Origin of the sequence: Pseudomonas syringae, assembly GCF_000737245.1 — a bacterium.
Taxonomy (GTDB): domain Bacteria; phylum Pseudomonadota; class Gammaproteobacteria; order Pseudomonadales; family Pseudomonadaceae; genus Aquipseudomonas; species Aquipseudomonas syringae_J.
In genome coordinates this window covers 23,827-47,209 of the sequence record NZ_JPQU01000045.1, presented here as the reverse complement: position 1 = coordinate 47,209, position 23,383 = coordinate 23,827, and the positions used below count along the sequence as shown (strand labels likewise).

General features: G+C 57.1%; 27 protein-coding genes and 2 pseudogenes. 11 read left to right on the top strand and 18 right to left on the bottom strand.

The features are described 5' to 3' along the window. Positions 1-392 precede the first annotated feature (392 nt). From cysN to IV01_RS09485, 4 genes and pseudogenes are all read right to left on the bottom strand, one after another. Positions 393-2,291 carry a sulfate adenylyltransferase subunit CysN gene (gene cysN / locus IV01_RS09475; protein ID WP_032629643.1) on the bottom strand — a complete coding sequence of 633 codons (1,899 nt, stop codon included), beginning with the start codon at positions 2,289-2,291 and terminating at the stop codon, positions 393-395. Between the two features lie 53 nt (positions 2,292-2,344). Beyond that, positions 2,345-2,684: pseudogene (locus IV01_RS0125245) on the bottom strand (four helix bundle protein). A 51-nt stretch (positions 2,685-2,735) separates the two neighbouring features. Then, positions 2,736-3,653, bottom strand: coding sequence for a sulfate adenylyltransferase subunit CysD (cysD, locus tag IV01_RS09480; RefSeq protein WP_032629641.1), 918 nt, complete (start codon positions 3,651-3,653; stop codon positions 2,736-2,738). Between the two features lie 153 nt (positions 3,654-3,806). Further along, positions 3,807-4,565, bottom strand: a complete 759-nt coding sequence (locus IV01_RS09485; protein WP_032629640.1) for a Nif3-like dinuclear metal center hexameric protein — start codon at positions 4,563-4,565, stop codon at positions 3,807-3,809. Positions 4,566-4,736: 171 nt separating this feature from the next. Here IV01_RS09485 and algW point away from each other — a divergent pair, with 171 nt between their 5' ends. Further along, positions 4,737-5,900 (top strand): Do family serine endopeptidase AlgW, encoded by a 1,164-nt coding sequence (gene algW / locus IV01_RS09490; RefSeq protein ID WP_032629638.1) that lies wholly within the window; start codon positions 4,737-4,739, stop codon positions 5,898-5,900. 136 nt (positions 5,901-6,036) lie between these two features. Here algW and hisC read toward each other — a convergent pair whose 3' ends face one another. From hisC to IV01_RS09540, 10 genes are all read right to left on the bottom strand, one after another. Next, a complete protein-coding gene (gene hisC, locus IV01_RS09495) occupies positions 6,037-7,089 on the bottom strand; it encodes a histidinol-phosphate transaminase (protein WP_032629637.1) in 1,053 nt (350 codons plus the stop codon). Positions 7,090-7,091: 2 nt separating this feature from the next. Further along, positions 7,092-8,420 (bottom strand): histidinol dehydrogenase, encoded by a 1,329-nt coding sequence (hisD, locus tag IV01_RS09500; protein ID WP_032629634.1) that lies wholly within the window; start codon positions 8,418-8,420, stop codon positions 7,092-7,094. Positions 8,421-8,545: 125 nt separating this feature from the next. Then, the gene (hisG, locus tag IV01_RS09505) at positions 8,546-9,181 is read right to left on the bottom strand and encodes an ATP phosphoribosyltransferase (RefSeq protein ID WP_032629633.1); all 636 of its coding nucleotides are present in this window, start codon (positions 9,179-9,181) and stop codon (positions 8,546-8,548) included. A 148-nt stretch (positions 9,182-9,329) separates the two neighbouring features. After that, positions 9,330-10,595 carry a UDP-N-acetylglucosamine 1-carboxyvinyltransferase gene (gene murA / locus IV01_RS09510; RefSeq protein WP_032629632.1) on the bottom strand — a complete coding sequence of 422 codons (1,266 nt, stop codon included), beginning with the start codon at positions 10,593-10,595 and terminating at the stop codon, positions 9,330-9,332. A gap of 22 nt (positions 10,596-10,617) precedes the next feature. Beyond that, positions 10,618-10,857, bottom strand: coding sequence for a BolA family protein (locus IV01_RS09515; protein ID WP_032629631.1), 240 nt, complete (start codon positions 10,855-10,857; stop codon positions 10,618-10,620). Positions 10,858-10,969: 112 nt separating this feature from the next. Continuing rightward, entirely contained in the window at positions 10,970-11,275 is a 306-nt protein-coding gene (locus IV01_RS09520; RefSeq protein WP_032629629.1) for an STAS domain-containing protein, read from the bottom strand. Next, a complete protein-coding gene (locus tag IV01_RS09525; protein ID WP_032629628.1) occupies positions 11,272-11,925 on the bottom strand; it encodes an MlaC/ttg2D family ABC transporter substrate-binding protein in 654 nt (217 codons plus the stop codon). The genes IV01_RS09520 and IV01_RS09525 overlap by 4 nt, the downstream gene beginning before the upstream one ends. Positions 11,926-11,936: 11 nt before the next feature. Beyond that, positions 11,937-12,404 (bottom strand): outer membrane lipid asymmetry maintenance protein MlaD, encoded by a 468-nt coding sequence (gene mlaD / locus IV01_RS09530; RefSeq protein WP_032629626.1) that lies wholly within the window; start codon positions 12,402-12,404, stop codon positions 11,937-11,939. Then, positions 12,404-13,201: a lipid asymmetry maintenance ABC transporter permease subunit MlaE gene (mlaE, locus tag IV01_RS09535; RefSeq protein WP_032629625.1), complete on the bottom strand. Its 798-nt coding sequence runs from the start codon at positions 13,199-13,201 to the stop codon at positions 12,404-12,406. The genes mlaD and mlaE overlap by 1 nt, the downstream gene beginning before the upstream one ends. Next, positions 13,201-14,010, bottom strand: a complete 810-nt coding sequence (locus IV01_RS09540; protein WP_032629624.1) for an ATP-binding cassette domain-containing protein — start codon at positions 14,008-14,010, stop codon at positions 13,201-13,203. The genes mlaE and IV01_RS09540 overlap by 1 nt, the downstream gene beginning before the upstream one ends. A 289-nt stretch (positions 14,011-14,299) precedes the next feature. On the opposite strand from IV01_RS09540, the gene IV01_RS09545 reads away from it, so the two are divergent. The 10 genes from IV01_RS09545 (at position 14,300) to IV01_RS09590 (ending at position 21,382) form a co-directional block, all read left to right on the top strand. Then, positions 14,300-15,274 (top strand): KpsF/GutQ family sugar-phosphate isomerase, encoded by a 975-nt coding sequence (locus IV01_RS09545; RefSeq protein WP_032629622.1) that lies wholly within the window; start codon positions 14,300-14,302, stop codon positions 15,272-15,274. A gap of 12 nt (positions 15,275-15,286) precedes the next feature. Further along, on the top strand, positions 15,287-15,811 hold the full coding sequence (locus IV01_RS09550) for a KdsC family phosphatase (protein ID WP_032629621.1): 525 nt from the start codon (positions 15,287-15,289) through the stop codon (positions 15,809-15,811). Between the two features lie 9 nt (positions 15,812-15,820). Beyond that, positions 15,821-16,393, top strand: a complete 573-nt coding sequence (gene lptC / locus IV01_RS09555) for an LPS export ABC transporter periplasmic protein LptC (RefSeq protein ID WP_032629620.1) — start codon at positions 15,821-15,823, stop codon at positions 16,391-16,393. Further along, entirely contained in the window at positions 16,380-16,925 is a 546-nt protein-coding gene (gene lptA, locus IV01_RS09560; RefSeq protein ID WP_032629619.1) for a lipopolysaccharide transport periplasmic protein LptA, read from the top strand. The genes lptC and lptA overlap by 14 nt, the downstream gene beginning before the upstream one ends. Further along, the gene (lptB, locus tag IV01_RS09565; RefSeq protein ID WP_032629617.1) at positions 16,925-17,650 is read left to right on the top strand and encodes an LPS export ABC transporter ATP-binding protein; all 726 of its coding nucleotides are present in this window, start codon (positions 16,925-16,927) and stop codon (positions 17,648-17,650) included. Before lptA ends, lptB begins: the two co-directional genes overlap by 1 nt. Positions 17,651-17,834: 184 nt before the next feature. Further along, positions 17,835-19,328, top strand: coding sequence for an RNA polymerase factor sigma-54 (locus IV01_RS09570; protein WP_032629616.1), 1,494 nt, complete (start codon positions 17,835-17,837; stop codon positions 19,326-19,328). Positions 19,329-19,448: 120 nt separating this feature from the next. Then, entirely contained in the window at positions 19,449-19,757 is a 309-nt protein-coding gene (hpf, locus tag IV01_RS09575) for a ribosome hibernation-promoting factor, HPF/YfiA family (protein WP_032629614.1), read from the top strand. A gap of 11 nt (positions 19,758-19,768) precedes the next feature. After that, positions 19,769-20,233 carry a PTS IIA-like nitrogen regulatory protein PtsN gene (gene ptsN, locus IV01_RS09580; protein WP_032629613.1) on the top strand — a complete coding sequence of 155 codons (465 nt, stop codon included), beginning with the start codon at positions 19,769-19,771 and terminating at the stop codon, positions 20,231-20,233. Positions 20,234-20,235: 2 nt separating this feature from the next. Then, positions 20,236-21,093 (top strand): RNase adapter RapZ, encoded by an 858-nt coding sequence (gene rapZ / locus IV01_RS09585; protein ID WP_032629611.1) that lies wholly within the window; start codon positions 20,236-20,238, stop codon positions 21,091-21,093. A gap of 16 nt (positions 21,094-21,109) precedes the next feature. Further along, entirely contained in the window at positions 21,110-21,382 is a 273-nt protein-coding gene (locus IV01_RS09590; RefSeq protein WP_032629609.1) for an HPr family phosphocarrier protein, read from the top strand. A gap of 269 nt (positions 21,383-21,651) precedes the next feature. Here IV01_RS09590 and IV01_RS09595 read toward each other — a convergent pair whose 3' ends face one another. The 4 genes and pseudogenes from IV01_RS09595 to IV01_RS09605 form a co-directional block, all read right to left on the bottom strand. Beyond that, entirely contained in the window at positions 21,652-21,990 is a 339-nt protein-coding gene (locus IV01_RS09595) for a zinc ribbon domain-containing protein YjdM (RefSeq protein WP_032629606.1), read from the bottom strand. A gap of 150 nt (positions 21,991-22,140) precedes the next feature. Further along, a pseudogene (locus IV01_RS26865) lies at positions 22,141-22,269 on the bottom strand (ZIP family metal transporter); the annotation flags it as partial. Between the two features lie 29 nt (positions 22,270-22,298). Beyond that, positions 22,299-22,910 carry a superoxide dismutase gene (locus IV01_RS09600; RefSeq protein ID WP_032629604.1) on the bottom strand — a complete coding sequence of 204 codons (612 nt, stop codon included), beginning with the start codon at positions 22,908-22,910 and terminating at the stop codon, positions 22,299-22,301. Position 22,911: 1 nt separating this feature from the next. Then, positions 22,912-23,373 (bottom strand): hypothetical protein, encoded by a 462-nt coding sequence (locus IV01_RS09605; RefSeq protein ID WP_032629603.1) that lies wholly within the window; start codon positions 23,371-23,373, stop codon positions 22,912-22,914. Positions 23,374-23,383: the final 10 nt, after the last annotated feature.

Sequence of the window (23,383 nt, the reverse complement as noted above, 5' to 3'; positions counted from 1 at the left end):
ACCGCTGCGCTTCATTCGCGGGCACGGTCTAGTGCAATCCCCACTGCTATAACAGATCAGATCCCTGCGGGGAATTCAATGTTTGCCTGCAAGGCCTCTAGAAAGACATTAGCCCTGTCAGACCTCGGATCTGTGTGCGAATTTATTCGCGAAAGCAATATCAAGCCCCATAAAAATGCGTCGGATGTACCGGCCTCTTCGCGAATGAATTCGCTCCCACGGGATTGGTGATCTGTTGCAGGAGCTGAGCCTGCTCGCGATGAACGATGACGTTGTATGCCTGCAGAACCAAGGCGACATTATCGCGGGCAAGCGCGCTCCTACGGGCTTGCCATGTCGACAATAAAAAAACCCGCCAGCTCTGGCGGGTTTTTATTTGCAGCAGATGAGGCTTAGATCGCGCCGTGGCTGCGCAGCAGTTCCAGCACTTGCTTGACGCTGTCTTCCAGGTTTAGCGACTGGGTGTCGACGACCAGGTCGGCATTAAGCGGAACATCGTACGGGAAGGACTCGCCCGGGATGTTGTCGCCGTCAGCAGCGTAGAGGCCTTGTGGATCACGAGCGCGGCAGGCAGCTGGGGACGCCTGAACGTAGACCGTCAGCAGACGATCAGCACCAATCAGCGACTTGGCTTGCTCGCGGCCTTCAGCATCTGGCGCAACGAACGCTGCCAGGGTAATCAGGCCAGCCTGGTTGAACTGACGCGCAACGTGAGCGGCACGACGCCAGTTTTCAGTACGACCGGCGCGATCCTGAGGCAGACCTTTGTTCAGGTCGTGACGCAGATTCTGACCATCAAGCACATAAACAGCGCGCCCCATGTCGAACAGCTTGCGCTCGACCGCATAGGCCAGGGTGCTCTTGCCAGCGCCAGATAGACCGCTGAACAGCACAGTGGCCGGTTGCTGACCGAAACGCTGTGCGCGCTCTTCAGTCGCGACGTGCGCCAGCTCACCATGGTGACTGGCACTTGCGCCACCGACCGGTTTGGCGATGATCATGCCCGCCGCCACAGTGCCGTTGGTCAAGCGATCAATAACGATGAAAGAACCCGTGGTGCGATTGCTGTCGTAACCGTCCAGGGCGATGGCCGAATCGAGGCTGATCTTGACGCGACCAATCTCGTTGAGGCCAAGAGAGCTGGCAGGCCCTTCAGCCAGAGTATTCACATCAACCCGATGAGTGATGCTGGCAATCGAGCCCGGCACATAGCTGGTGGCGCGCTTGATGTCGTATTTCTTGCCCGGCAGCATCGGTTCTTCAGCCATCCAGACCAGCATGGCGTCGAAAGCGTCAGTCACCTGTGGAACGTTGTCGGCATGAACCAGCAAATCGCCACGGGAGATATCGATTTCGTCTTCCATGGTCAGGGTTACGGCCTGACCTGGCCCGGCGTTTTCCAGCTCACCTTCAAAGGTGACGATGGATTTCACGCGGCTGCTCTTGCCCGAAGGCAACACGACGATTTCATCGCCCTTGTGCACGATGCCGCTGGCCAGGGTGCCGGCGAAGCCGCGGAAATTCAGGTTTGGACGGTTCACGTACTGCACCGGGAAACGCATGTCGGTGTAGTTGCGGTCGTTGGCGATCTCGACAGTTTCGAGGATTTCCATCAGCGACTGCCCGGTGTACCAAGGCGAACGTTCGCTCTTGTTCACGACGTTGTCGCCTTTGAGTGCCGACATTGGCACAAACGCCATGGTGGTCGGTTTAAAGGCGATGCCGTCGGCGAATTTCAGGTAATCGGACTTGATCGACTCGAAGACGCTTTCATCGAAGCCATTGAGGTCCATCTTGTTGATAGCGACCACGATGTGCTTGATGCCCAGCAGCGACGCAATGTAGCTGTGGCGGCGGGTCTGGGTTTGCACGCCGTAACGGGCATCCACCAGGATGATCGCCAGGTCACAGGTCGACGCGCCGGTGGCCATGTTGCGGGTGTACTGCTCATGGCCCGGGGTATCGGCAATGATGAACTTGCGCTTGGCGGTAGAGAAATAACGGTAGGCAACATCGATGGTGATGCCCTGCTCACGCTCGGCCTGCAAACCGTCGACCAGCAGAGCCAGGTCGACATCATCGCCGGTAGTGCCGGATTTCTTCGAATCGCGGGTGATGGCTTCCAGGTGATCTTCGTAGATCATCTTGGAGTCGTGCAGCAGACGCCCGATCAGCGTGCTCTTGCCGTCATCGACGTTGCCACAGGTAAGAAAGCGCAGCATTTCCTTGCGTTCGTGCTGGCCCAGATAGGCGAGGATGTCCTCGCTGATCAAATCAGATGCGTGACTCATTTCATTCGAGCTCCAAGCTGTAAGCTTCAAGCGGTAAGCTTGTCGGCGTACAGCTAGTCAGAAATTTTGTTGATCAGCCCGCAAAGCATTTTTGAAAGCTCACGGGTTTCGATAATCCAGGCTGCTGCAAGTGGCTCAGCGATGTAACCAATTTCACAACCAATAATGAGCTGAGTTCTCAGTTCGCCGCAGGACGCCTTCGCAATCCAAAAAAAGGCACTTTCCCTTCGCAGTAAAACGCTCCATACCTTCCGCGATATTGCTCGGTACCGACAGCCCAGAGCGCGAAATCTGACTCCTGAAAGCCAAATCGGGACAGGAAGCCATCTCCTTGTGAAGGTTGACCGCCAACGCCTTGGCTCTTTGCCAATCCAAGAGTTTCTCGAAATCCATTTCGATCGTCTGCTTTTGATTCACTTGCAGCTTGCCGCTTGCAGCTGCTCTTTAGAAATAACCCTGACGTTTCTTTTCTTCCATCGACCCTGCGCCATCGTGATCGATGACCCGGCCCTGGCGTTCAGAAGTTCGCGTCAGCAGCATTTCCTGAATGATGTCAGTGAGGCTGATGGCTTCGGACTCGACTGCACCCGTCAACGGGTAGTCGCCAAGCGTACGGAAGCGGACTTTCTTCTTGACGATGCGCGCCTTGTCCTCATCGCTAAGGTGGTTAAGCAGGCGATCGTCGTCGATCATGATCCAGGTGCCGTTCATCTCGATGACATCGCGCTCGGCGGCGAAGTACAGCGGGACAATCGGGATGCCTTCCAGGTAGATGTACTGCCAGATGTCCAGCTCAGTCCAGTTGGACAGCGGGAACACCCGAATCGACTCGCCTTTGTTGACGTTGCCGTTGTAGACGTTCCAAAGCTCGGGACGCTGGTTCTTCGGGTCCCAGCGGTGCTTGCTGTCGCGGAAGGAGTACACACGCTCTTTGGCGCGGGATTTTTCTTCATCACGACGCGCGCCACCGAACGCGGCATCGAAGCCGTACTTGTCCAGGGCCTGCTTGAGACCTTCGGTCTTCATGATGTCAGTGTGCTTGGAGCTACCGTGGGTCAGCGGATTGATGCCTTGGGCCACGCCGTCCGGGTTAACGTGGACGATCAGGTCCAAGCCCATTTCCTTAACCATCTGGTCACGAAAACGGTACATTTCCTGGAATTTCCAGCGAGTGTCGACGTGCATCACCGGGAACGGCAGTTTGCCCGGGAAGAACGCCTTGCGCGCCAGGTGGAGCATGACGGCGGAGTCTTTACCGACGGAGTACAGCATCACCGGGTTATCAAACTCGGCGGCGACCTCGCGGATGATGTGGATGCTTTCCGCCTCCAGCTGTTTCAGATGCGTCAGTTTATCGACCATGGTTACTCACGGATTACATTCGTTTTAGACCGGACAACGCCCGGGACGGCCAGCGGGCCGTGTTCGAGGCGGCACTCTAGCACAGCAACTGCTTCTATTCAGGAGGCTGGTTAGATCGAAACGCTCTATGGATATACCCCCTCGTTTGGGTACTCAGACCGGATTGGGGCAATCGATGAACAAGTGTTCGAGAGCAAACCGCCGGGCCAGATAGTCGCCCAGTGCTTGCACGCCATAACGCTCCGTTGCGTGGTGACCGGCGGCGATAAAGCTGATGCCGTTCTCCCGTGCGCTGTGAACGGTCTGTTCCGACGCTTCGCCACTGAGAAACAGATCGACTCCGGCCAGAACCGCCTGATCGATGTAGCCCTGGCCGCCGCCGGTGCACCAGCCCACACGACGAATCATCTCGGTGCCTTCGATCAACAGCGGCTCGCGACCCAATACCTCTTGCACACGACGAGCAAAATCACGGGGCATCAGCGGCTCACTCAACGAGCCCACCAACCCAACGATGCGAGCGTTATCAGGATCAAGCGGACCTTCGACCGTGATATCCAACTGACGAGCCAACTGCACGTTGTTGCCGACATCCGGATGCACATCCAGGGGCAAGTGATAAGCCAGCAGGCTGATGTCATGTTTGAGCAGAGTTTTCAGGCGTCGCTGCTTCATCCCGGTGACGCAAGGGTTTTCGCCTTTCCAGAAATAACCGTGGTGCACCAGGATCAGGTCCGCCTGCGCTTCGACCGCAGCATCCAGCAACGCCTGGCTGGCGGTTACGCCGCTGACGATGCGCATGACCTGCGGCCGGCCTTCGACCTGCAGGCCGTTGGGGCAATAATCCTGGATGCGCGAACTGCCCAGATAACGATCGGCTTCTTCTACCAGAGTGCTGAGCGCAACAGCCATAAAAGACTCCTGATGATTGGTTTAGAGCTGACGGGGACTGTCTTGGATAGACGTTCGCTTCACAAGTTCTTAATTTACGAGACACGACCCAAAGTGCTCGTATAATGCCGCCCATTATGGCGCAGATGGGCAACCGGCCGCAGCGCCGGATTTACTTTCAGGATTCGCTAAATGCTCAAGGCACTGCGGTTTTTCGGTTGGCCATTGCTGGCCGGCGTGCTCATCGCTCTACTGGTTATCCAGCGCTTTCCGGAGCTGGTCGGCCTGCCAAGTCTGGACGTCAACCTGCAACAGGCACCGCAGACCACCAGTGTCCAGCAGGGCCCGGTGTCCTATGCGGATGCCGTCAGCATGGCGGCCCCGGCGGTGGTTAACCTGTACACCACCAAGATGGTGAACAAGACCGCCCGCCCGCTGTTTGAAGATCCACAATTTCGGCGTTTCTTTGGCGACAACCTGCCGAAACAGAAACGCATGGAATCCAGCCTCGGCTCAGGCGTTCTCATGAGCCCCGAGGGCTACATTCTCACCAATAACCATGTGACTACTGGCGCTGACCAGATAGTTGTCGCCCTCAAGGACGGCCGGGAGACCATCGCCCGGGTGATCGGCAGCGACCCGGAGACTGACCTGGCGGTATTGAAGATCGATCTTAAAAATATTCCCGCCATTACGATTGGCCGATCCGACGCCATCCGCATCGGTGACGTTGCGCTGGCAATCGGCAACCCGTTCGGGGTCGGCCAGACCGTGACCATGGGCATTATCAGCGCCACCGGCCGTAACCAGCTGGGCCTGAACACTTATGAGGACTTCATCCAGACCGACGCGGCGATCAATCCAGGCAACTCCGGTGGTGCACTGGTCGACGCCAATGGCAACCTGACCGGGATCAACACGGCGATTTTCTCCAAGTCCGGCGGCTCACAAGGCATCGGCTTTGCGATTCCGACCAAGCTGGCCATGGACGTCATGAAGTCGATCATCGAGCATGGCCAGGTCATTCGTGGCTGGCTGGGTATCGAAGTTCAACCTCTGACCCAGGAGCTGGCTGAGTCCTTCGGTCTGAAGGATCGCCCGGGCATCGTCGTAGCAGGGATTTTCCGCGATGGTCCGGCGCAGAAAGCCGGATTGCAGCTAGGTGATGTGATCCTGAGCATCAATGGCGAACCGGCCGGTGATGGCCGCCGCTCGATGAACCAGGTGGCCCGCGCCCGACCGACTGACAAGATCGACATTCAGGTCATGCGCAACGGCAAGGAAATGAAGCTCAGTGCAGAAGTCGGCCTGCGCCCGCCGCCGGCGCCTGCGGCGGTGCCGGTTGAGGAGCAGTGATTAAAGCTGCATACAGCTAAGACTTGATGTCGTGGGACCGGCTTTAGCCGGGAAGGGGGCATTTCTGACGGTACGAATATGTCAACTGCACTGGCCTCTTCCCGGCTAAAGCCGGTCCCACGTCATATTCGGGGTGTTACAACCCCACCAACCCATCCAGCAACGCCTGATTCTGCTCCGGCGTACCAATGCTGATGCGCAGGAACTGAGCGATTCGCTCTTGCTTGAAGTGACGAACGATCACGCCCTGCTCACGCAGCTTCGCGGCAATGCCTGCTGCATCGTGTTGCGGGTGACGGGCGAAGATGAAGTTGGCTGCTGATGGCAGCACTTCAAAACCTTTGGCCTGTAACTCAAGCGTCAAGGCTTCACGACTGGCGATGACGGCCTTGCGCGTGACGTCAAAGTGCTCGCGATCCTCAAACGCCGCCGCCGCGCCGACAATCGCCAGACGATCCAGAGGATAGGAGTTGAAGCTGTTCTTCACTCGCTCCAGGGCCTCGATCAGATCAGGATGGCCCACTGCCAAACCGACCCGCAGACCCGCCAACGAGCGGGACTTGGAAAGCGTCTGGGTTACCAGCAGGTTGGGATAACGACCCACCAGGCTGATCGCAGTCTCGCCACCGAAGTCGATATAGGCTTCGTCGACAATCACCACGGAGTCAGGGCTGGCCTTGAGCATCGCCTCAACAGCCTCCAGGCCCACAACGCAACCGGTCGGTGCATTCGGGTTGGGGAAAATGATCCCGCCGTTAGGTTTGGCGTAGTCTTCTACGCGGATCTGGAACTGCTCGTCCAGCGCGATAGCCTCATAGTCGATGCCATATAGCCCGCAATACACCGGATAGAAGCTGTAGCTGATATCCGGGAACAGCAGCGGTTTGCCGTGCTGGAAGAACGCATTGAAAGCGTGGGCCAGGACTTCATCAGAACCGTTGCCGAGGAAGACCTGATTGGGCTTCACGTCGTAATAATCAGCCACCGCCTGCTTGAGCAGATCGCCGTTCGGATCCGGATACAGCCGCAGATCGTCGGTCAGCTCGGCGCGCATCGCAGCCAGAGCTTTGGGCGATGGACCGTAGGGATTTTCGTTGGTGTTGAGCTTGGTCAGTCTGGTCAGCTTGGGCTGTTCGCCCGGCACGTAGGGCACCAGACCGTTGACGAAAGGACTCCAGAACTTACTCATGCTTATTTCCCCTGCCCTTTGCTATCAATGATGCGGTACTCGGCGCTGCGCGCGTGCGCAGTCAGTGATTCACCGCGAGCCAGTACCGATGCAGTTTTGCCCAGCTCCGATGCACCCTGCTGCGAACAGTAGATGATCGACGAACGCTTCTGGAAATCGTAAACGCCCAGCGGCGAGGAAAAGCGCGCTGTGCCGGAGGTCGGCAGGACGTGGTTGGGACCGGCGCAATAGTCGCCCAGCGCTTCGCTGGTGTGGCGCCCCATAAAGATCGCACCGGCGTGGCGGATCTGCGGCAGCCAGGTCTCGGGGTCGGCGACCGACAGCTCCAGGTGCTCCGGAGCAATGCGGTTGGCGACCTCGATGGCCTGCTGCATGTCAGCAACCTTGATCAGCGCGCCACGGCCATTGATCGACTTGTCGATAATTTCCGCACGCTCCAGGGTCGGCATCAGCTTGGCGATGCTGGCGGCTACTTTGTCGAGGAACTCGGCATCCGGGCTGACCAGAATTGCCTGGGCGTCTTCGTCATGCTCGGCCTGGGAAAACAGGTCCATGGCAATCCAGTCCGGATCAGTCTGGCCATCGCACACCACCAGAATCTCCGATGGGCCGGCGATCATGTCGATGCCCACTTGGCCAAACACGTGGCGCTTGGCTGTCGCGACATAGATGTTGCCCGGGCCCACGACCTTATCGACACGCGGCACGCTTTCGGTGCCGTAAGCTAACGCGGCAACCGCCTGTGCGCCGCCGATGGTGAACACTCGGTCAACCCCGGCAATACAGGCTGCAGCCAGTACCAGCTCGTTCAACTCACCACGGGGAGTCGGCACCACCATCACCACTTCGGTGACTCCGGCGACTTTCGCCGGAATGGCGTTCATCAAGACGGAAGACGGATACGAAGCCTTGCCGCCCGGCACGTACAGGCCAGCGCGATCCAGCGGCGTGACCTTCTGGCCCAGCACGGTGCCATCCGCTTCGGTGTAGGTCCAGGAGTCCTGCTTCTGGCGCTCGTGATACATACGCACACGATCCGCGGCCTTTTCCAGTGCTTCGCGCTGCTCCGGCGTAATACGTGTCAGGGCCAGTTCGAGGCGGGCACGAGGCAGAATCAGATCAGCCATGGAGTCGACCTGCAAACCATCGAAGCGCTGAGTGAACTCCACCAGTGCTGCGTCGCCACGCTCGCGTACGGCCTTGATGATGTCGAGCACACGCTCGTTGACCGAATCGTCAGACACACTTTCCCAGCTCAGCAGATGATCCAGATGATGTGCGAAATCCGGGTCAGCAGCGTTGAGTCGGCGAATTGCAGTCGGTGCGGTCATAGCGAGAGCCTCATAGGAATGGCAAAAACTCAGGCGCCCTAAACTAGCAGTCGATCCGCTTGGGCACCTGAGAATTCTGGCTATGAGGCGGATAGACGGGCGCGACTCAAGGCCGCGCGGGTAAGTCAGCCGCGGTGTCGAGACTCCACTGCATTGCGCAGGGTGTCGATGAGCGACTGGATACGAGCGTGCTGCATTTTCATGGAAGCTTTGTTGACCACCAGACGCGAGCTGATGGTCGCGATCAGCTCCTGAGGCTCAAGGCCGTTGGCGCGCAGCGTGTTGCCGGTATCCACCACGTCGATGATCTTGTCGGCCAGGCCAATCAGCGGTGCCAGCTCCATGGAGCCGTACAGCTTGATGATATCGACCTGGCGGCCTTGCTCGGCATAGTAGCGCTTGGCGACATTGACGAACTTGGTCGCCACCCGCAGGCGGCCTTTCGGCTCGACAGCGCCGATTGCACCGGCGGTCATCAGCCGGCACTTGGCGATCTGCAGGTCCAGTGGCTCGTACAGGCCTTGGCCGGTGTATTCCATCAGCACATCTTTACCAGCAACACCCAGGTCAGCGGCGCCATGCTCGACATAGGTCGGAACGTCGGTGGCACGCACGATCAGCAGGCGCACATCGGGCTGGGTCGTGGGGATAATCAGCTTGCGGCTCTTGTCCGGATTCTCGGTAGGCACGATGCCGGCTTCAGCGAGAAGCGGCAGAGTGTCGTCGAGGATGCGGCCCTTGGACAATGCGATGGTCAACATGGGAAACGTCAGTCCTTATCAGGAAGCTTTTGTCCGCACGCAAGCGGCGCCGAACAAATCCTCATGCCCGATCAAGGCGGCACAAGGTGAAACGAATCATGTGCTGCCCGAAGCCGGGTTCGGCCTCGGGCAGCAGATCACAGACTTACTAGCCCGGAACGCGACGGATCTTGGCGCCCAGCATCTGCAGTTTTTCTTCGATGCACTCGTAGCCACGATCTATGTGGTAAATGCGATCGATCAGCGTGTCACCTTGGGCAACCAACGCCGAAATAACCAGGCTGGCTGATGCACGCAGGTCGGTTGCCATGACTGGCGCACCTTTGAGGACCTGGGTACCGGTGACGATTGCAGTGTTGCCTTCGACCTGAATCTGCGCGCCCATGCGGTGCATCTCGTAAACGTGCATGAAGCGGTTTTCGAAGATGGTTTCGATGACTGCGCCAGTGCCTTCGGCAATAGCGTTGAGGGAGATGAACTGCGCCTGCATGTCAGTCGGGAACGCCGGATACGGAGCCGTGCGCACATTAACGGCCTTGGGCCGCTTGCCGTGCATGTTCAGCTCGATCCAGTCCACGCCGCTGGTGACTTCAGCACCGGCTTCCTGAAGCTTGAGCAATACCGCTTCGAGGATGGTTGGATCGGTGTCCTTGACCTTGACGCGGCCGCCAGTGGCAGCAGCGGCAACCAGGTAGGTACCGGTCTCGATACGGTCCGGCATGACTTTATAAGTCGCTGAACCCAGACGCTTAACGCCATCAATGGTGATGGTGTCAGTACCGGCACCGTGAATCTTGGCCCCCATGGCGATCAGGAAGTTGGCGAGATCGACCACTTCAGGTTCACGAGCGGCGTTCTGCAGAACGCTGCGGCCATTGGCCAGGCTCGCCGCCATCATGATGTTCTCGGTACCGGTCACGCTGACGGTGTCGAAGAAGAAGTTGGCACCGCGCAAGCCGCCTTCCGGCGCCTTGGCTTTGATGTAGCCGCCTTCCACGTCAATCACTGCGCCCATGGCTTCAAGGCCACGGATGTGCAGATCGACCGGACGCGAACCAATGGCGCAACCGCCAGGCAATGCAACTTCGGCTTCACCGAAACGGGCAACCATTGGACCGAGCACCAGAATCGACGCACGCATGGTTTTAACCAGTTCATACGGTGCGACCAGAGTCTTGATGGTGCGGGCGTCGATTTCAACGCTGAGCTTTTCGTCGATCACAGGCTCGATGCCCATGCGACCGAACAGCTCGATCATGGTGGTGATGTCGTGCAGGTGCGGCAGGTTTTGCACCGTCACCGGCCCATCGGCCAGCAACGTCGCGGCAAGAATCGGCAGGGCAGAGTTTTTCGCCCCGGAAATGCGGATTTCGCCATCAAGACGAACGCCGCCAGTAATAATCAGTTTATCCATTAGAATCTCGACGCCAATTGGCTCAGGTGCGCTCGGCCCATGCAGCGCGGCTGAAAAATTTCATAGTGACCGCGTGGATGCTGCCATCGGCGATCCAGGGGTTCAAATGCGCATAGATCTGCTGCTGACGCTTGACCGGGCTAAGGCTGGCCAGCTCGTCGTTGATCACGTTCAGTTGGAAGTTGCAGCCTTCGCCTTCAACTTCGACCTGAATCTCGGGCAGCTTTCCTTCAAGGAAGCTCTTAACTTCTACGGCGTGCATGCTAAACCTCGATTGGCGCCCGACGCGCGCGGGTCGGCCATCATACAAAAAAGCCCACTCAAAGCGAACCCCGCATAGCAGGACCCGGACGGGGGGCTTTCATTGTGAATCATTAGTGTTGGTTAAACAGCTCTGTCAATTCCGACACTTGGGCAATCTTGCGCATGTCATCAGGCATGGCACGAACGCTGACCGATTTACCAGCATCACGCGCGTCACGCATGAAAGCCAGCAACAGGGCCAGACCAACACTGCTGGATTTTTCGACCCCGGAGCAATCTAGCACCACGCTCGACAACTCGCTTGAGCTGATGAGGGCTGCGCCCTGTTTGCGCAGGGCAGGACCAGTGCTGTAATCCAGCACGCCCGTCAGCTGCAACTCACCTGGCGCGCCAAGGCGAACGGCAGCCTCACTCATTGGGCAGCCTTTTCAGCAGCGTCGGCGGTCACTTCCTTGGCCTTGGCCACTTCGCCAGCCCAATTATTGATGGTCTCGTCCAGGTTGTTGCCATTACGCTGCATGGAGTCAGCGAACTGGTCACGGAACAGCTTGCCGATGTTGATGCCATTGATGATCACGTTACGGACCTTCCACTCACCGCCCAGCTTGACCAGGGTGTAGGACACTGGATATACAGCGCCATTGTTACCCTTGACCTGCATGTCGACGCTGGTGCGGTCAGCACCTTCGGACTTCTCAGGGGAAACGGTGATGCCCTGATTGTTGTATTCCAGCAGCGCGTTGCCATAAAACTGCATCAGGCTGCGCTTGAAGTTTTCCTGAAAACGCTGCATCTGGGCCGGCGACGCGTTACGTGAATACTTGACGGTCATGATGCTTTTGGAAATGCCGTCGGCATCCACAACAGGCCCGACAATCCGGTTCAGAGCGTCGTAGAAGGCGCTCGGATTGCTTTTGTATTGCTCTTTGTTGGCGGCCAGATCGCTCAACAACTCCTTGGTGGTGCGATCCACCAGATCATGAGCGGACGGTGTGGCGGCAGCATTGGCAAGCATCGGCAACAATGCCAGCAACACCAGCAGACCACGGCGCACGATAGAGATCATGTAAAAGCTCCTCATTTAGCGTCTTTACTCACGGTATTGAGCAGGAATTTCCCAATCAGGTCTTCCAGCACCAGGGACGACTGGGTGTCATGGATGGTACTGCCATCCTTGAGCAACTGTTCATCGCCACCTACGCTGATACCCACATATTTCTCACCCAGCAAACCGGCCGTCAGGATCGATGCAGTGGAATCAATAGGCAGGTTATCCACCTTTTTCTGCACTTCCATCGTCACGCGACCTGTGAAGGTATCGCGATCCAGATCGATCGCCGTGACCTTGCCAATCGTGACGCCCGCCATGCTGACCTTAGCTCTGACAGTCAAACCGGCAATATTGTCGAAATTCGCATAAAGTTTATAGCTGTCGGTGGCGGCACTGGCGCTCAGACCGCTCACACGCAGGGCAAGCAGGAGCAGAGCCAAAATCCCGGCCAGCAGGAAAAGGCCGACACCGGTTTCGATGGTGCGGTTTTGCATCAGAAATCTCCAAACATCAAGGCGGTCAGAATAAAATCCAGGCCCAGTACGGCCAACGAGGCATATACGACTGTTTTGGTCGTGGCGCGACTGATCCCCTCTGAAGTGGGCTCACAATCGTAACCCTGGAACACGGCAATCCAGGTCACTACAAAGGCAAATACGACGCTCTTGATAACGCCATTGATCACATCGCCGCTAAAAGAAACGCTGTTTTGCATGTTTGCCCAGAAAGAGCCCTCGTACACGCCCAGCCAGTCGATGGCGACCCAGGACCCTCCCCAGATACCCACGACGCTGAAGATCATCGCCAGCAGCGGCAACGAGATGAACCCGGCCCACAGACGCGGCGCAATGATGTATTTGAGCGGATCGACACCAATCATCTCCAGACTGGACAACTGCTCAGTGGACTTCATGTTGCCGATTTCCGCGGTCAATGCGGAACCCGCACGACCGGCGAACAATAAGGCAGTTACCACGGGACCAAGTTCACGCAACAACGTCAATGCAACCATTTGCCCGACAGCCTGCTCGGAGCCGTAGTTGGCGAGGATGCTGTAACCCTGCAATGACAAGACCATGCCGATAAACATCCCCGACACGACAATAATCGCCAGGGACATGACGCCAACTGAATACAGTTGCTTGACCAGCAGTTGAAAACCACCGCTGATGCCACCGCGACCGAACAGGGCGTGGACCAGGAATATTCCTGAGCGACCGAACACTGCGACAATATCAATTGCAGCTCGCCCCAGCAGGCGAACCCGCTCCATTAGTGACTTCTTGCGCATCAGCGCTTCCCCAAAAGATCTTCGCGATAATCCGCAGCAGGATAATGAAACGGTACAGGCCCGTCCGGGTCGCCGGTCATGAATTGGCGAATGCGCGGATTGTCCGAGTTCATCAATTCATCCGGCGTGCCCTGCCCCAATACCTGCCCGTCACCGACCACGTAGAGGTAATCGGCGATACTTGCCGTCTCGTCCAGATCATGGGAAACCACGACACTGGTGATCCCCAATGCGTCGTTAAGCAGCTTGATCAGCCGAACCAGAACCCCCATGGCGATCGGGTCCTGTCCAACAAACGGCTCGTCATACATCAGAATCTGCGGATCGAGCGCAATCGCCCGGGCGAGCGCCACACGGCGCTTCATGCCGCCAGACAGCTCGTCAGGCATCAAATCGAGGGCACCACGCAACCCCACCGCCTGCAACTTGAGCAGCACGATGTCCCGGATCATTTCTTCCGGCAGCTGGGTATGGACACGCAGCGGGAATGCCACGTTCTCGAACACATCGAGATCCGTGAACAGGGCGCCACTTTGAAACAGCACCCCCATGTGCTTGCGTGCGTCGAACAGATCGCCGCGTGACAGCTCGGGCAAATTTTGCCCGTTGACCCACACCTGGCCTGCCGAGGGCCGCAACTGGGCACCCATCAGACGCAACAAAGTAGTCTTGCCGCTGCCCGAAGGTCCCATGATGCCGGTGACTTTGCCACGGGGAATGCGAATATCGATATTTTCGAAGATGCTGCGCGTACCGCGCTTGAAGGAAACGCCCTTCAAATCGATCGCGTAGGCGTTATCGGCGCTCATCTAAACTCCTTGCGATACAGCCTTACGCTCAGCTGCCGGGCCTCTTGCGGACGACATGCTGTCTAGGTAGACCGAACAAGCGGCGAACTATACCACCGCCGTATGGCGCGCCCAATAGCGAACCCGGACCAAAGAGTAACGGCGTAATATTTTGAGACATGCCCTGCACATCCGCGGGCACAGATGTAATAGCAAAGAGACGATTACCGCGATGGACGACGATCAGACGTGAGGGATTCGTACATTACCGCTATAATCGCCGCCTTTTAGCAGGCTGACCAATTTCCACATGAGCCAATCCAGCGACCTGATCCAATCAGCACAACGCACTATCCGCCTCGAGATCGAAGCCGTTGAAGGCCTGCTCGGCCATATCGACGCGGATTTCGTTCGTGCCTGCGAGATGATTCTGTCCAGTAAAGGCCGGGTCGTCGTGGTTGGGATGGGCAAGTCCGGTCATATCGGCAAGAAAATCGCCGCCACTCTGGCGAGCACCGGCACCACTTCGTTTTTTGTTCACCCGGCCGAAGCCAGCCACGGTGACATGGGTATGATCACGTCCGAAGACATCATCCTGGCGCTGTCCAACTCGGGCACCACGGCAGAAATCGTCACCCTGTTGCCGCTGATCAAGCGCCTGGGCATCAAGATGATCAGTCTGACCGGCAATCCGGCGTCGACTCTTGCCAAGGCGGCAGATGTCAACCTCAACGCCCGGGTGGAGCACGAAGCCTGTCCGCTGAATCTGGCACCAACCTCATCGACCACTGCGGCATTGGTAATGGGTGACGCATTGGCGGTCGCGCTGCTGGAAGCGCGTGGCTTTACGGCCGAAGACTTCGCGTTCTCCCACCCCGGCGGCGCACTGGGCAGACGCTTGCTGCTCAAGGTCGAACATGTAATGCACACCGGCGATCAGTTGCCCAAGGTACAGCGCGGTACACTGCTGCGCGATTCGCTGATGGAAATGACCCGCAAGGGTCTGGGCATGACCGCCATTCTCGAAGCCGACGGCCGACTGGCCGGCATCTTCACTGACGGCGACCTGCGTCGCACGCTGGATCGCCCCATCGATATCCGCCTGACCACCATCGATGAAGTGATGACTGTGCATGGCAAAACGGCGCGCCCGGAAATGCTCGCAGCCGAAGCACTGAAAATAATGGAAGATCACAAGATCGGTGCGTTGATCGTCGTCGACGAAAACGATCATCCTGTCGGCGCATTCAACTTACAGGACCTGCTGCGCGCAGGCGTCATGTAAAGGAACCTCAAAATGACCACGGACCTGCTGCAACGCGGCAAGAACATCAAGCTGGCAATTTTCGACGTGGACGGCGTGCTCACCGATGGCCGCCTTTTCTTTCTGGAAGATGGCAGCGAATTCAAGACATTCAATACGCTGGATGGCCAAGGCATCAAGATGCTGATCGCATCTGGCGTGGCGACAGCTATCATCAGCGGACGCAAGACGCCCGTAGTAGAGCGTCGGGCAAAGAACCTGGGCATCGCACACCTGTATCAGGGCCGTGAAGACAAGCTGGTGGTGCTAGACGAACTGCTCGCCCAGTTGGGGCTTGCTTACGAACAAGTCGCCTATTTGGGTGATGATCTGCCAGACTTGCCGGTCATACGACGTGTAGGCTTGGGCATGGCGGTTGCGAATGCCGCCGGTTTCGTCCGACAGCACGCTCACGGCATTACACAGGCTCGCGGCGGAGAAGGCGCCGCGCGCGAATTCTGCGAACTGATCATGAGCGCTCAGGGCAGCCTTGAAGCAGCCCACGCCGCCTACCTATAGAAGCCATTTATGTTCAGCAAAAAAATTCGAACCTTTGTTGTCCTTGGCGTGCTGGCATTGTTGCTGGGCGGCGTGGGCTACTGGAACATCAGCCCTGAAAGCTTCATGGATCAACCCAGCGCAGCGGTAGATGAGAGCGCGATCGACTTTTATGCGATCAATGCTCACAGCGTTCAGTACCTGCCCGATGGCAAACTGCAGTACGAAATGACCGCCGACAAGGTTGAACACATCAAAGCCACCGACGTGACGATGCTGACCACGCCGGACCTGCAGATGTATCGCGGCACCCTCTTTCCTTGGCATATCCAGAGCAAGACGGGTGAGGTGTCGCCAGGCGGCGAGCAAGTTGAGTTGATCGACTCGGTACGCGTAGCGCGAACCGATGAAAAAAACCGTACAACCATTATTACCAGCAGTCGAATGACTGTATTCCCACAGAAGCAATATGCGCAGACCGAGCAAGCCGTTAGAATCGACGGCGCAGGCGGTGTGACCACGGCCAAGGGAATGAAAGCGTATTTGAACGAAGGCAGGATGGACCTGCTTTCAAACGTAAGAGGACAGTATGAGGCTCGTTAAAACCCTTCCTTTTTTGCTTGGCCTGGGCGCAGCACTGGGAAGCGCGAGCGCCTGGTCCCTGCCGACTGATCGTGATCAGCCGATCCACATTCAGTCCGACGATGCACAACTCGACGACAAGAAAGGCGTTGCCACCTATAAAGGCAACGTAATCATCACCCAGGGCTCGATGAAGATCACCGGCAACACGGTGACCATCACGCGTAACGCTCAGGGTGAAGTCGATGTATTCACTTCGGTGGGTAACCTGGCTTATTACGAGCAGAAGCCAGCCGTGGACAAGCCCATCGTCCAAGCCTACGCGATCACTATCCAGTACTACGCGGCTCAAGACCGTATCGTGCTGATCGACAAAGCCAAGGTCATCAATGACGGCAACACGTCCGAGGGCGAGAAGATCGTCTACGACACCGTCAAGCAGATTGTCAGCGCCGGGCGCGCCAACGGCGGCAGCAAAGTCACCACACCGCGCCCACGTATCGACATGGTGATCCAGCCGAAAAAGAAAACCGACCAGCAGAAGGCCCAGTAATGGCGACGCTGAAAGCCCAGCATTTGGCTAAGAGCTACAAGAGCCGCCAGGTGGTTCGCGATGTGAGCCTTTCAATCGAAAGTGGTCAGATCGTCGGACTACTGGGCCCCAACGGTGCCGGCAAGACTACGTGTTTCTACATGATCGTCGGATTGGTTCAGGCCGATCAGGGTCGCGTCTTGATCGACGATCTGGACGTCAGCCACCAGCCGATGCACGGTCGTGCTCGTGCCGGCATCGGTTACCTCCCTCAGGAAGCTTCGATCTTTCGCAAGCTGTCGGTCTCGGACAACATCATGGCGATCCTCGAAACACGCCCTGAGCTGGACCGCGCTGCGCGCAACAAAGAGCTCGAAAGCCTGCTCCAGGAATTTCACATCACGCACATCCGCGACAATCTCGGGATGAGCCTGTCCGGTGGTGAACGCCGCCGCGTTGAAATCGCCCGAGCCCTCGCAACATCGCCGAAATTCATCCTGCTGGATGAACCTTTCGCTGGCGTTGACCCTATCTCGGTAGGGGACATCAAGCAGATCATTCATCACCTGAAGGCCAAGGGCATTGGCGTTCTGATCACCGACCACAACGTCCGTGAAACGCTGGACATCTGCGAAACTGCCTACATCGTCAATGACGGGCAACTGATCGCAGAAGGCGATTCGGAAACCATCCTGGCAAACCAGTTGGTGAAAGAGGTTTACCTCGGACACGAATTCCGCCTGTAAATGCCGGAGTGCCTGCCCGCCCGGTGGCTATGCCTGGGGGTATTTAGGGTGATGCAGCATTAAATGCCATCACACCCTAGGCAAACACTTGGGTTTCAGGCATATAATTTGCTTATGTTGGCGCCCCGGCGCTCTGTAGTGGATGGCGCATGTGCGCCGGCGAATAAGGTGTTAAGCCCCAGCCATGAAACCATCGCTAGTCTTGAGAATGGGCCAGCAGCTGACGATGACGCCGCAGCTGCAACAGGCCATCCGCTTGCTCCAATTGTCTACGCTGGATCTCCAACAGGAGATTCAGGAGGCACTGGAGTCCAATCCTATGCTGGAACGCCAGGAAGAAGGCGACGACTTCGACAACGCCGATCCACTGGCTGACAATATCGAGCAAAAGCCCAACCCTGATGTTCAGGAACCGACTTATCAAGAATCCGCGCCTACCGTGGATAACCTTGAGGAAGGCGACTGGAACGAGCGCATTCCCAACGAATTGCCAGTCGATACTGCCTGGGAAGACGTCTATCAGACCAGCGCCAGCAGTTTGCCAAGCAATGATGATGACGAGTGGGATTTCACCACCCGCACCTCCGCCGGTGAAAGCCTGCAAAGCCATCTGCTCTGGCAGTTGAATCTGGCGCCGATGTCGGACACCGATCGCCTGATCGCCGTGACCCTTATCGACTGCATCAACAATCAGGGTTACCTCGACGAAACCCTCGAAGAGATTCTCGACGCCTTTGATCCCGAGCTGGATATCGAACTCGATGAGATCGAAGCCGTCCTCCACCGTATTCAGCAATTTGAACCCGCTGGCATTGGCGCTCGCAATCTGAGCGAATGCCTGATGCTGCAACTGCGTCAGCTGCCTGCCAAGACTCGCTGGCTGGCTGAAGCGCAACGACTGGTCAGCGACTTTATCGACCTGCTCGGCAGCCGTGACTATGCACAGCTGATGCGGCGCATGAAGCTCAAGGAAGACGAGCTGCGCCAGGTCATCGAACTGGTCCAAAGCCTCAATCCGCGCCCGGGCTCGCAAATCGAGTCTAGCGAAGCCGAGTATGTCGTTCCCGATGTGATCGTGCGCAAGGACAACGAGCGCTGGCTTGTGGAGCTCAATCAGGAATCTGTCCCTCGCCTGCGGGTCAACCCACAGTACGCAGGTTTTGTGCGCAGGGCTGACACCAGCGCCGACAACACTTTCATGCGCAATCAGCTGCAGGAAGCTCGCTGGTTCATCAAAAGCCTGCAGAGCCGCAATGAAACCCTGATGAAAGTCGCTACGCAAATTGTCGAGCATCAGCGCGGCTTTCTCGAATATGGCGACGAGGCGATGAAGCCGCTTGTCCTGCATGACATTGCTGAGGCAGTCGGCATGCACGAATCGACGATTTCTCGCGTCACCACGCAAAAATTCATGCACACCCCTCGCGGCATTTACGAACTTAAATATTTCTTTTCCAGCCACGTAAGCACGTCCGAGGGCGGTGAGTGTTCGTCCACAGCCATTCGCGCGATCATCAAAAAACTGGTTGCGGCTGAAAATCAGAAAAAGCCGTTGAGTGACAGCAAGATCGCTGGTTTACTGGAGGCACAAGGCATTCAAGTAGCCCGTCGCACAGTCGCCAAGTACCGCGAATCTCTTGGCATCGCACCTTCCAGCGAACGCAAGCGACTGATGTGACGAGAGGCCCTGTAACGACCTTGCTGATGAGGTCGTATGCAGCCCAGGTTGCTAGCCACAGCGTTCCAGTGGCAGGCAAAAGCCTGCCTCTTTATGCACTGGCAATAAGGAGAAAGCGGTATGCAAGTCAACATCAGTGGACATCAGCTGGATGTGACCGACGCGCTACGCGACTACATCAACGAGAAACTCGGACGATTAGAGCGCCACTTCGACAAAATAACCAATGTGCAGGTCATCATGGAGGTCGAGAAATTGAAACAGAAAATCGAAGCCACCCTGCACATCCCTGGTTCAAAGATCGTCGCCAATGCGGAGCATGATGATATGTACGCCGCAATCGATCTTCTGACCGACAAGCTGGATAGACAACTGCTCAAGCATAAGGAAAAGCAGATCGGCCACCTCCAAGGTGCGACGGCTCGCTGATACCCCCAAAAATGATCCGAATTGAAAGTATCCTGACCCCCGGCCGTTCCCTCGTGAACGTGCCGGGAGGCAGTAAGAAACGCGTCCTCGAACAAATCGCCAACCTGATCGGCAAAGAAGTGCCTGATCTGGATGCGCAAACGGTGTTCGAGAGTCTTGTCGCCCGTGAGAAACTCGGATCTACCGGTTTCGGTAATGGCATTGCCATTCCACATTGCCGCATGAAAGGCTGCGTCTCCCCGATCAGCGCTTTGCTGCATCTGGACGCCCCTGTTGATTTCGACGCTATTGATGGCGCACCTGTGGACCTGCTGTTTGTGTTGCTGGTCCCGGAAGCTGCCACCGATGCGCACCTTGAGTTGCTGCGCCAGATAGCCAGCATGCTTGATCGCAAGGAAGTACGTGACCGTCTACGCAGCGCTGCAACTAACCAGGCGCTTTATCAGGTCGTGCTGGACGAGCAGAACGGGCATTAATCATGCGGATGATCATCGTTAGCGGTCGCTCGGGCTCGGGCAAAAGTACCGCGCTGGATGTATTGGAAGACAACGGTTTCTACTGCGTTGATAACCTTCCAGCCGGACTGCTTCCGGAACTCGCGGAACGCGCGCTGATCAACACCGAACTGGCCGAGCCGTTACTGGCCGTGTCCATTGATGCTCGCAACCTGCCAAGCCATCTGACGCGCTTCCCCCAGATGCTTGAGGAAGTCCGCTCACGCAATATCCAGTGTGATGTGCTGTACCTGGATGCCGACGAATCAACACTGTTCAAGCGCTTCTCGGAAACACGCCGTCGCCACCCGCTGAGCAATGCCGATCGCTCGCTGGCCGAGGCCATCCGGGATGAAACCACCTTGCTGGGGCCGATCATTGATCTGGCCGATCTCAAGATCAATACCACGCATCTGAACCTGTATCAGTTGCGCGACACCCTCAAACTCCGATTGCTGAACAAGCCTGAACCCGGTACCGCGTTCTTGATCGAGTCCTTTGGTTTCAAACGGGGGATGCCCATCGACGCTGACTTGGTGTTCGACGTGCGCTGCCTGCCGAACCCGTACTGGAAGCCGGAACTGCGCGAGCAGTCGGGCCTTGATCAGCCGGTTGTGGATTACCTGGCGGCACAGCCTGATGTCGAAGAGATGTTTCAGGACATTTTCACCTACCTCAATAAATGGCTACCGCGCTTTGCGGCCAGTAACCGCTCATACGTCACGATTGCCATTGGCTGCACTGGTGGGCACCACCGTTCGGTTTACCTGACCGAGCGTCTGGGTCAGGTCCTGCAACAATCCCTCAAAAATGTCCAGGTCCGCCACCGCGACCTAAGCTGAAAGGACTTTCCCTGCGATGCCCGCTCGTCAAATCACCATCATCAACAAGCTCGGCCTTCACGCCCGTGCCGCAGCCAAATTCGTTGGCGTTGCGGGGAAGTTCCCATGTCAGATCCGCGTTGGTCGCAACCCGGAAAGCATGGTCGATGGCAAAAGCATCATGGCTGTCATGATGCTCGCCGCCGGCAAAGGTACGGATATCCACTTGCTGACCGAAGGCGACGATGCGCAGGCCGCACTGGAAGGGTTGATTGAATTGATCGAGAACAAGTTTGATGAGGGTGAGTGAGTAGAACTCGCTGACGCCCTCGCCCATGATCCTGTAGGAGCGCGCTTGCCCGCGATACGATTTCAGGGCTGACATGTTTATCGCTTGTGCGGATGTCATCGCGGGCAAGCGCGCTCCTACGGAAATGTATTTCAAACCGAACCGTACGGCTTTCGGCAGATAACGTTCCGATACCTTGGGTCCGCCAGAGACGAGAAATCCGAAGTCCTTTCGAACTTCGGATTCGGGTGATTCAAAACTGGAAGTAACTAAATTTCAGCTGCAAGTGTTCACCCCTTCTTAACAAACTCCGACTTCAACTTCATCGCGCCAATGCCATCGATCTTGCAGTCGATGTCATGATCGCCATCCACCAGACGAATGTTCTTCACTTTGGTGCCGACCTTGACCACCAGAGAGGAGCCTTTGACTTTAAGGTCCTTGATGACGGTCACGGTATCGCCATCCTGCAAGGTGTTGCCCACGGAGTCCTTGATGACCTTCACGTCTTCGGCGGCTTCACTTGAGCCGTCGGCAGACCATTCGTAAGCGCATTCCGGGCAGATCAGCTGTGCGCCATCTTCGTAGGTGTATTCGGAATTGCATTTTGGGCAGGCAGGTAAGCTCACGGCATTCTCGCGTCAAAGGGTAAAAACCATGGATTATAAGTGGTTTTACCTTTAACGAGGGAGCGAATATAACCCCTCATACTTCTCAGCGCTTATCCGGCGCGCTGGAACGGCACCCAATGCGCCAAAAAGCGCGCACACCGGACATCAGAAGCGCACCAGGCTCAACCATTCAAGACCGTGGGCGACCAGAAGAGCCATACCTGCAACCAGCAGAATCGAACCCCATACCAGGCGAAACAGCCGCCTACTGCTGATGTTCAGTATTTCTGTGCGCATAAACTGCCCTGGATCTGATTATTGGAGATTCAGGTCAGAGCAGCCTGATAGCGACGAGCGACTTCCGCCCAGTTGATAACGTTGTAGAACGCGTTGATGTATTCCGGGCGACGGTTTTGGTAGAGCAAGTAATAAGCGTGCTCCCAAACGTCCAGGCCGAGGATTGGGGTATTGCCATTCATCAACGGGCTGTCCTGGTTACCGCTGCTTTCCACCACCAGTTTCTTTTCGGGGCTAACGCTCAGCCACGCCCAACCGCTGCCGAAGCGGGTCAATGCCGCTTTGGTAAAGGCATCCTTGAATGCATCGAAGCCCCCCAGTTGCTCCTCAATAGCCTTGGCGACAAGACCTTCAGGTAAACCACCACCGGTTGGCGACATGACAGCCCAGAACAACGAGTGGTTGGCATGTCCGCCGCCCTGATTGATCACTGCCGGACGCAGCTTCTCAGGCAGTTGGCCAACAGCGGCGACCAACTTCTCGATTGGCCATTCAGCCCACTCGGTCCCCTCGACGGCGGCGTTGAGGTTGTTGATGTAGGTCTGGTGGTGTTTGCTGTAGTGGATCTCCATGGTCTGCGCATCGATGTGCGGTTCCAGAGCGTCATAGGCGTAAGGCAGGGCAGGCAAAGTAAACGGCATATCAATGTACTCCGTAGTAAAAGCCGGACGTCGCGGCGGCATTGCGCTGCAAGGACGAACGCGAGTGTTCGCCGCCGCTGTTCAACAGCCGATGGGTTCGCGGGTATTCACCGTGCTCGCTGATAAAACTCAGCAGCTCGGCATAGGTTTTGCTGCTATGGCGCAGCGCGGCCTGACGCAATGACGGCGGCAGGCGCTGATCCTGCACGACGTGCAGTAAGCGTTGGTGGATCGCGCACAGGTACTCGGCGCTCTCCTCAGGCTGGCCGAGGCTCAGGTGCAGGTCGGCCAGGTTGTGATGGGAAATGACACAGGCCGCCACCGCTTCATCCGGATTGGGCCAGCGCTCGAACAGCACTTGAGCCAGCGCCAGGGCCTGCAAATACAACTCACGAGCGTCGACCAGCTCACCAGCAATGAAACAGTGATTGGCCTTTTCGATGGTGCGTTTCCAATGCTCCATGGCGGGACTC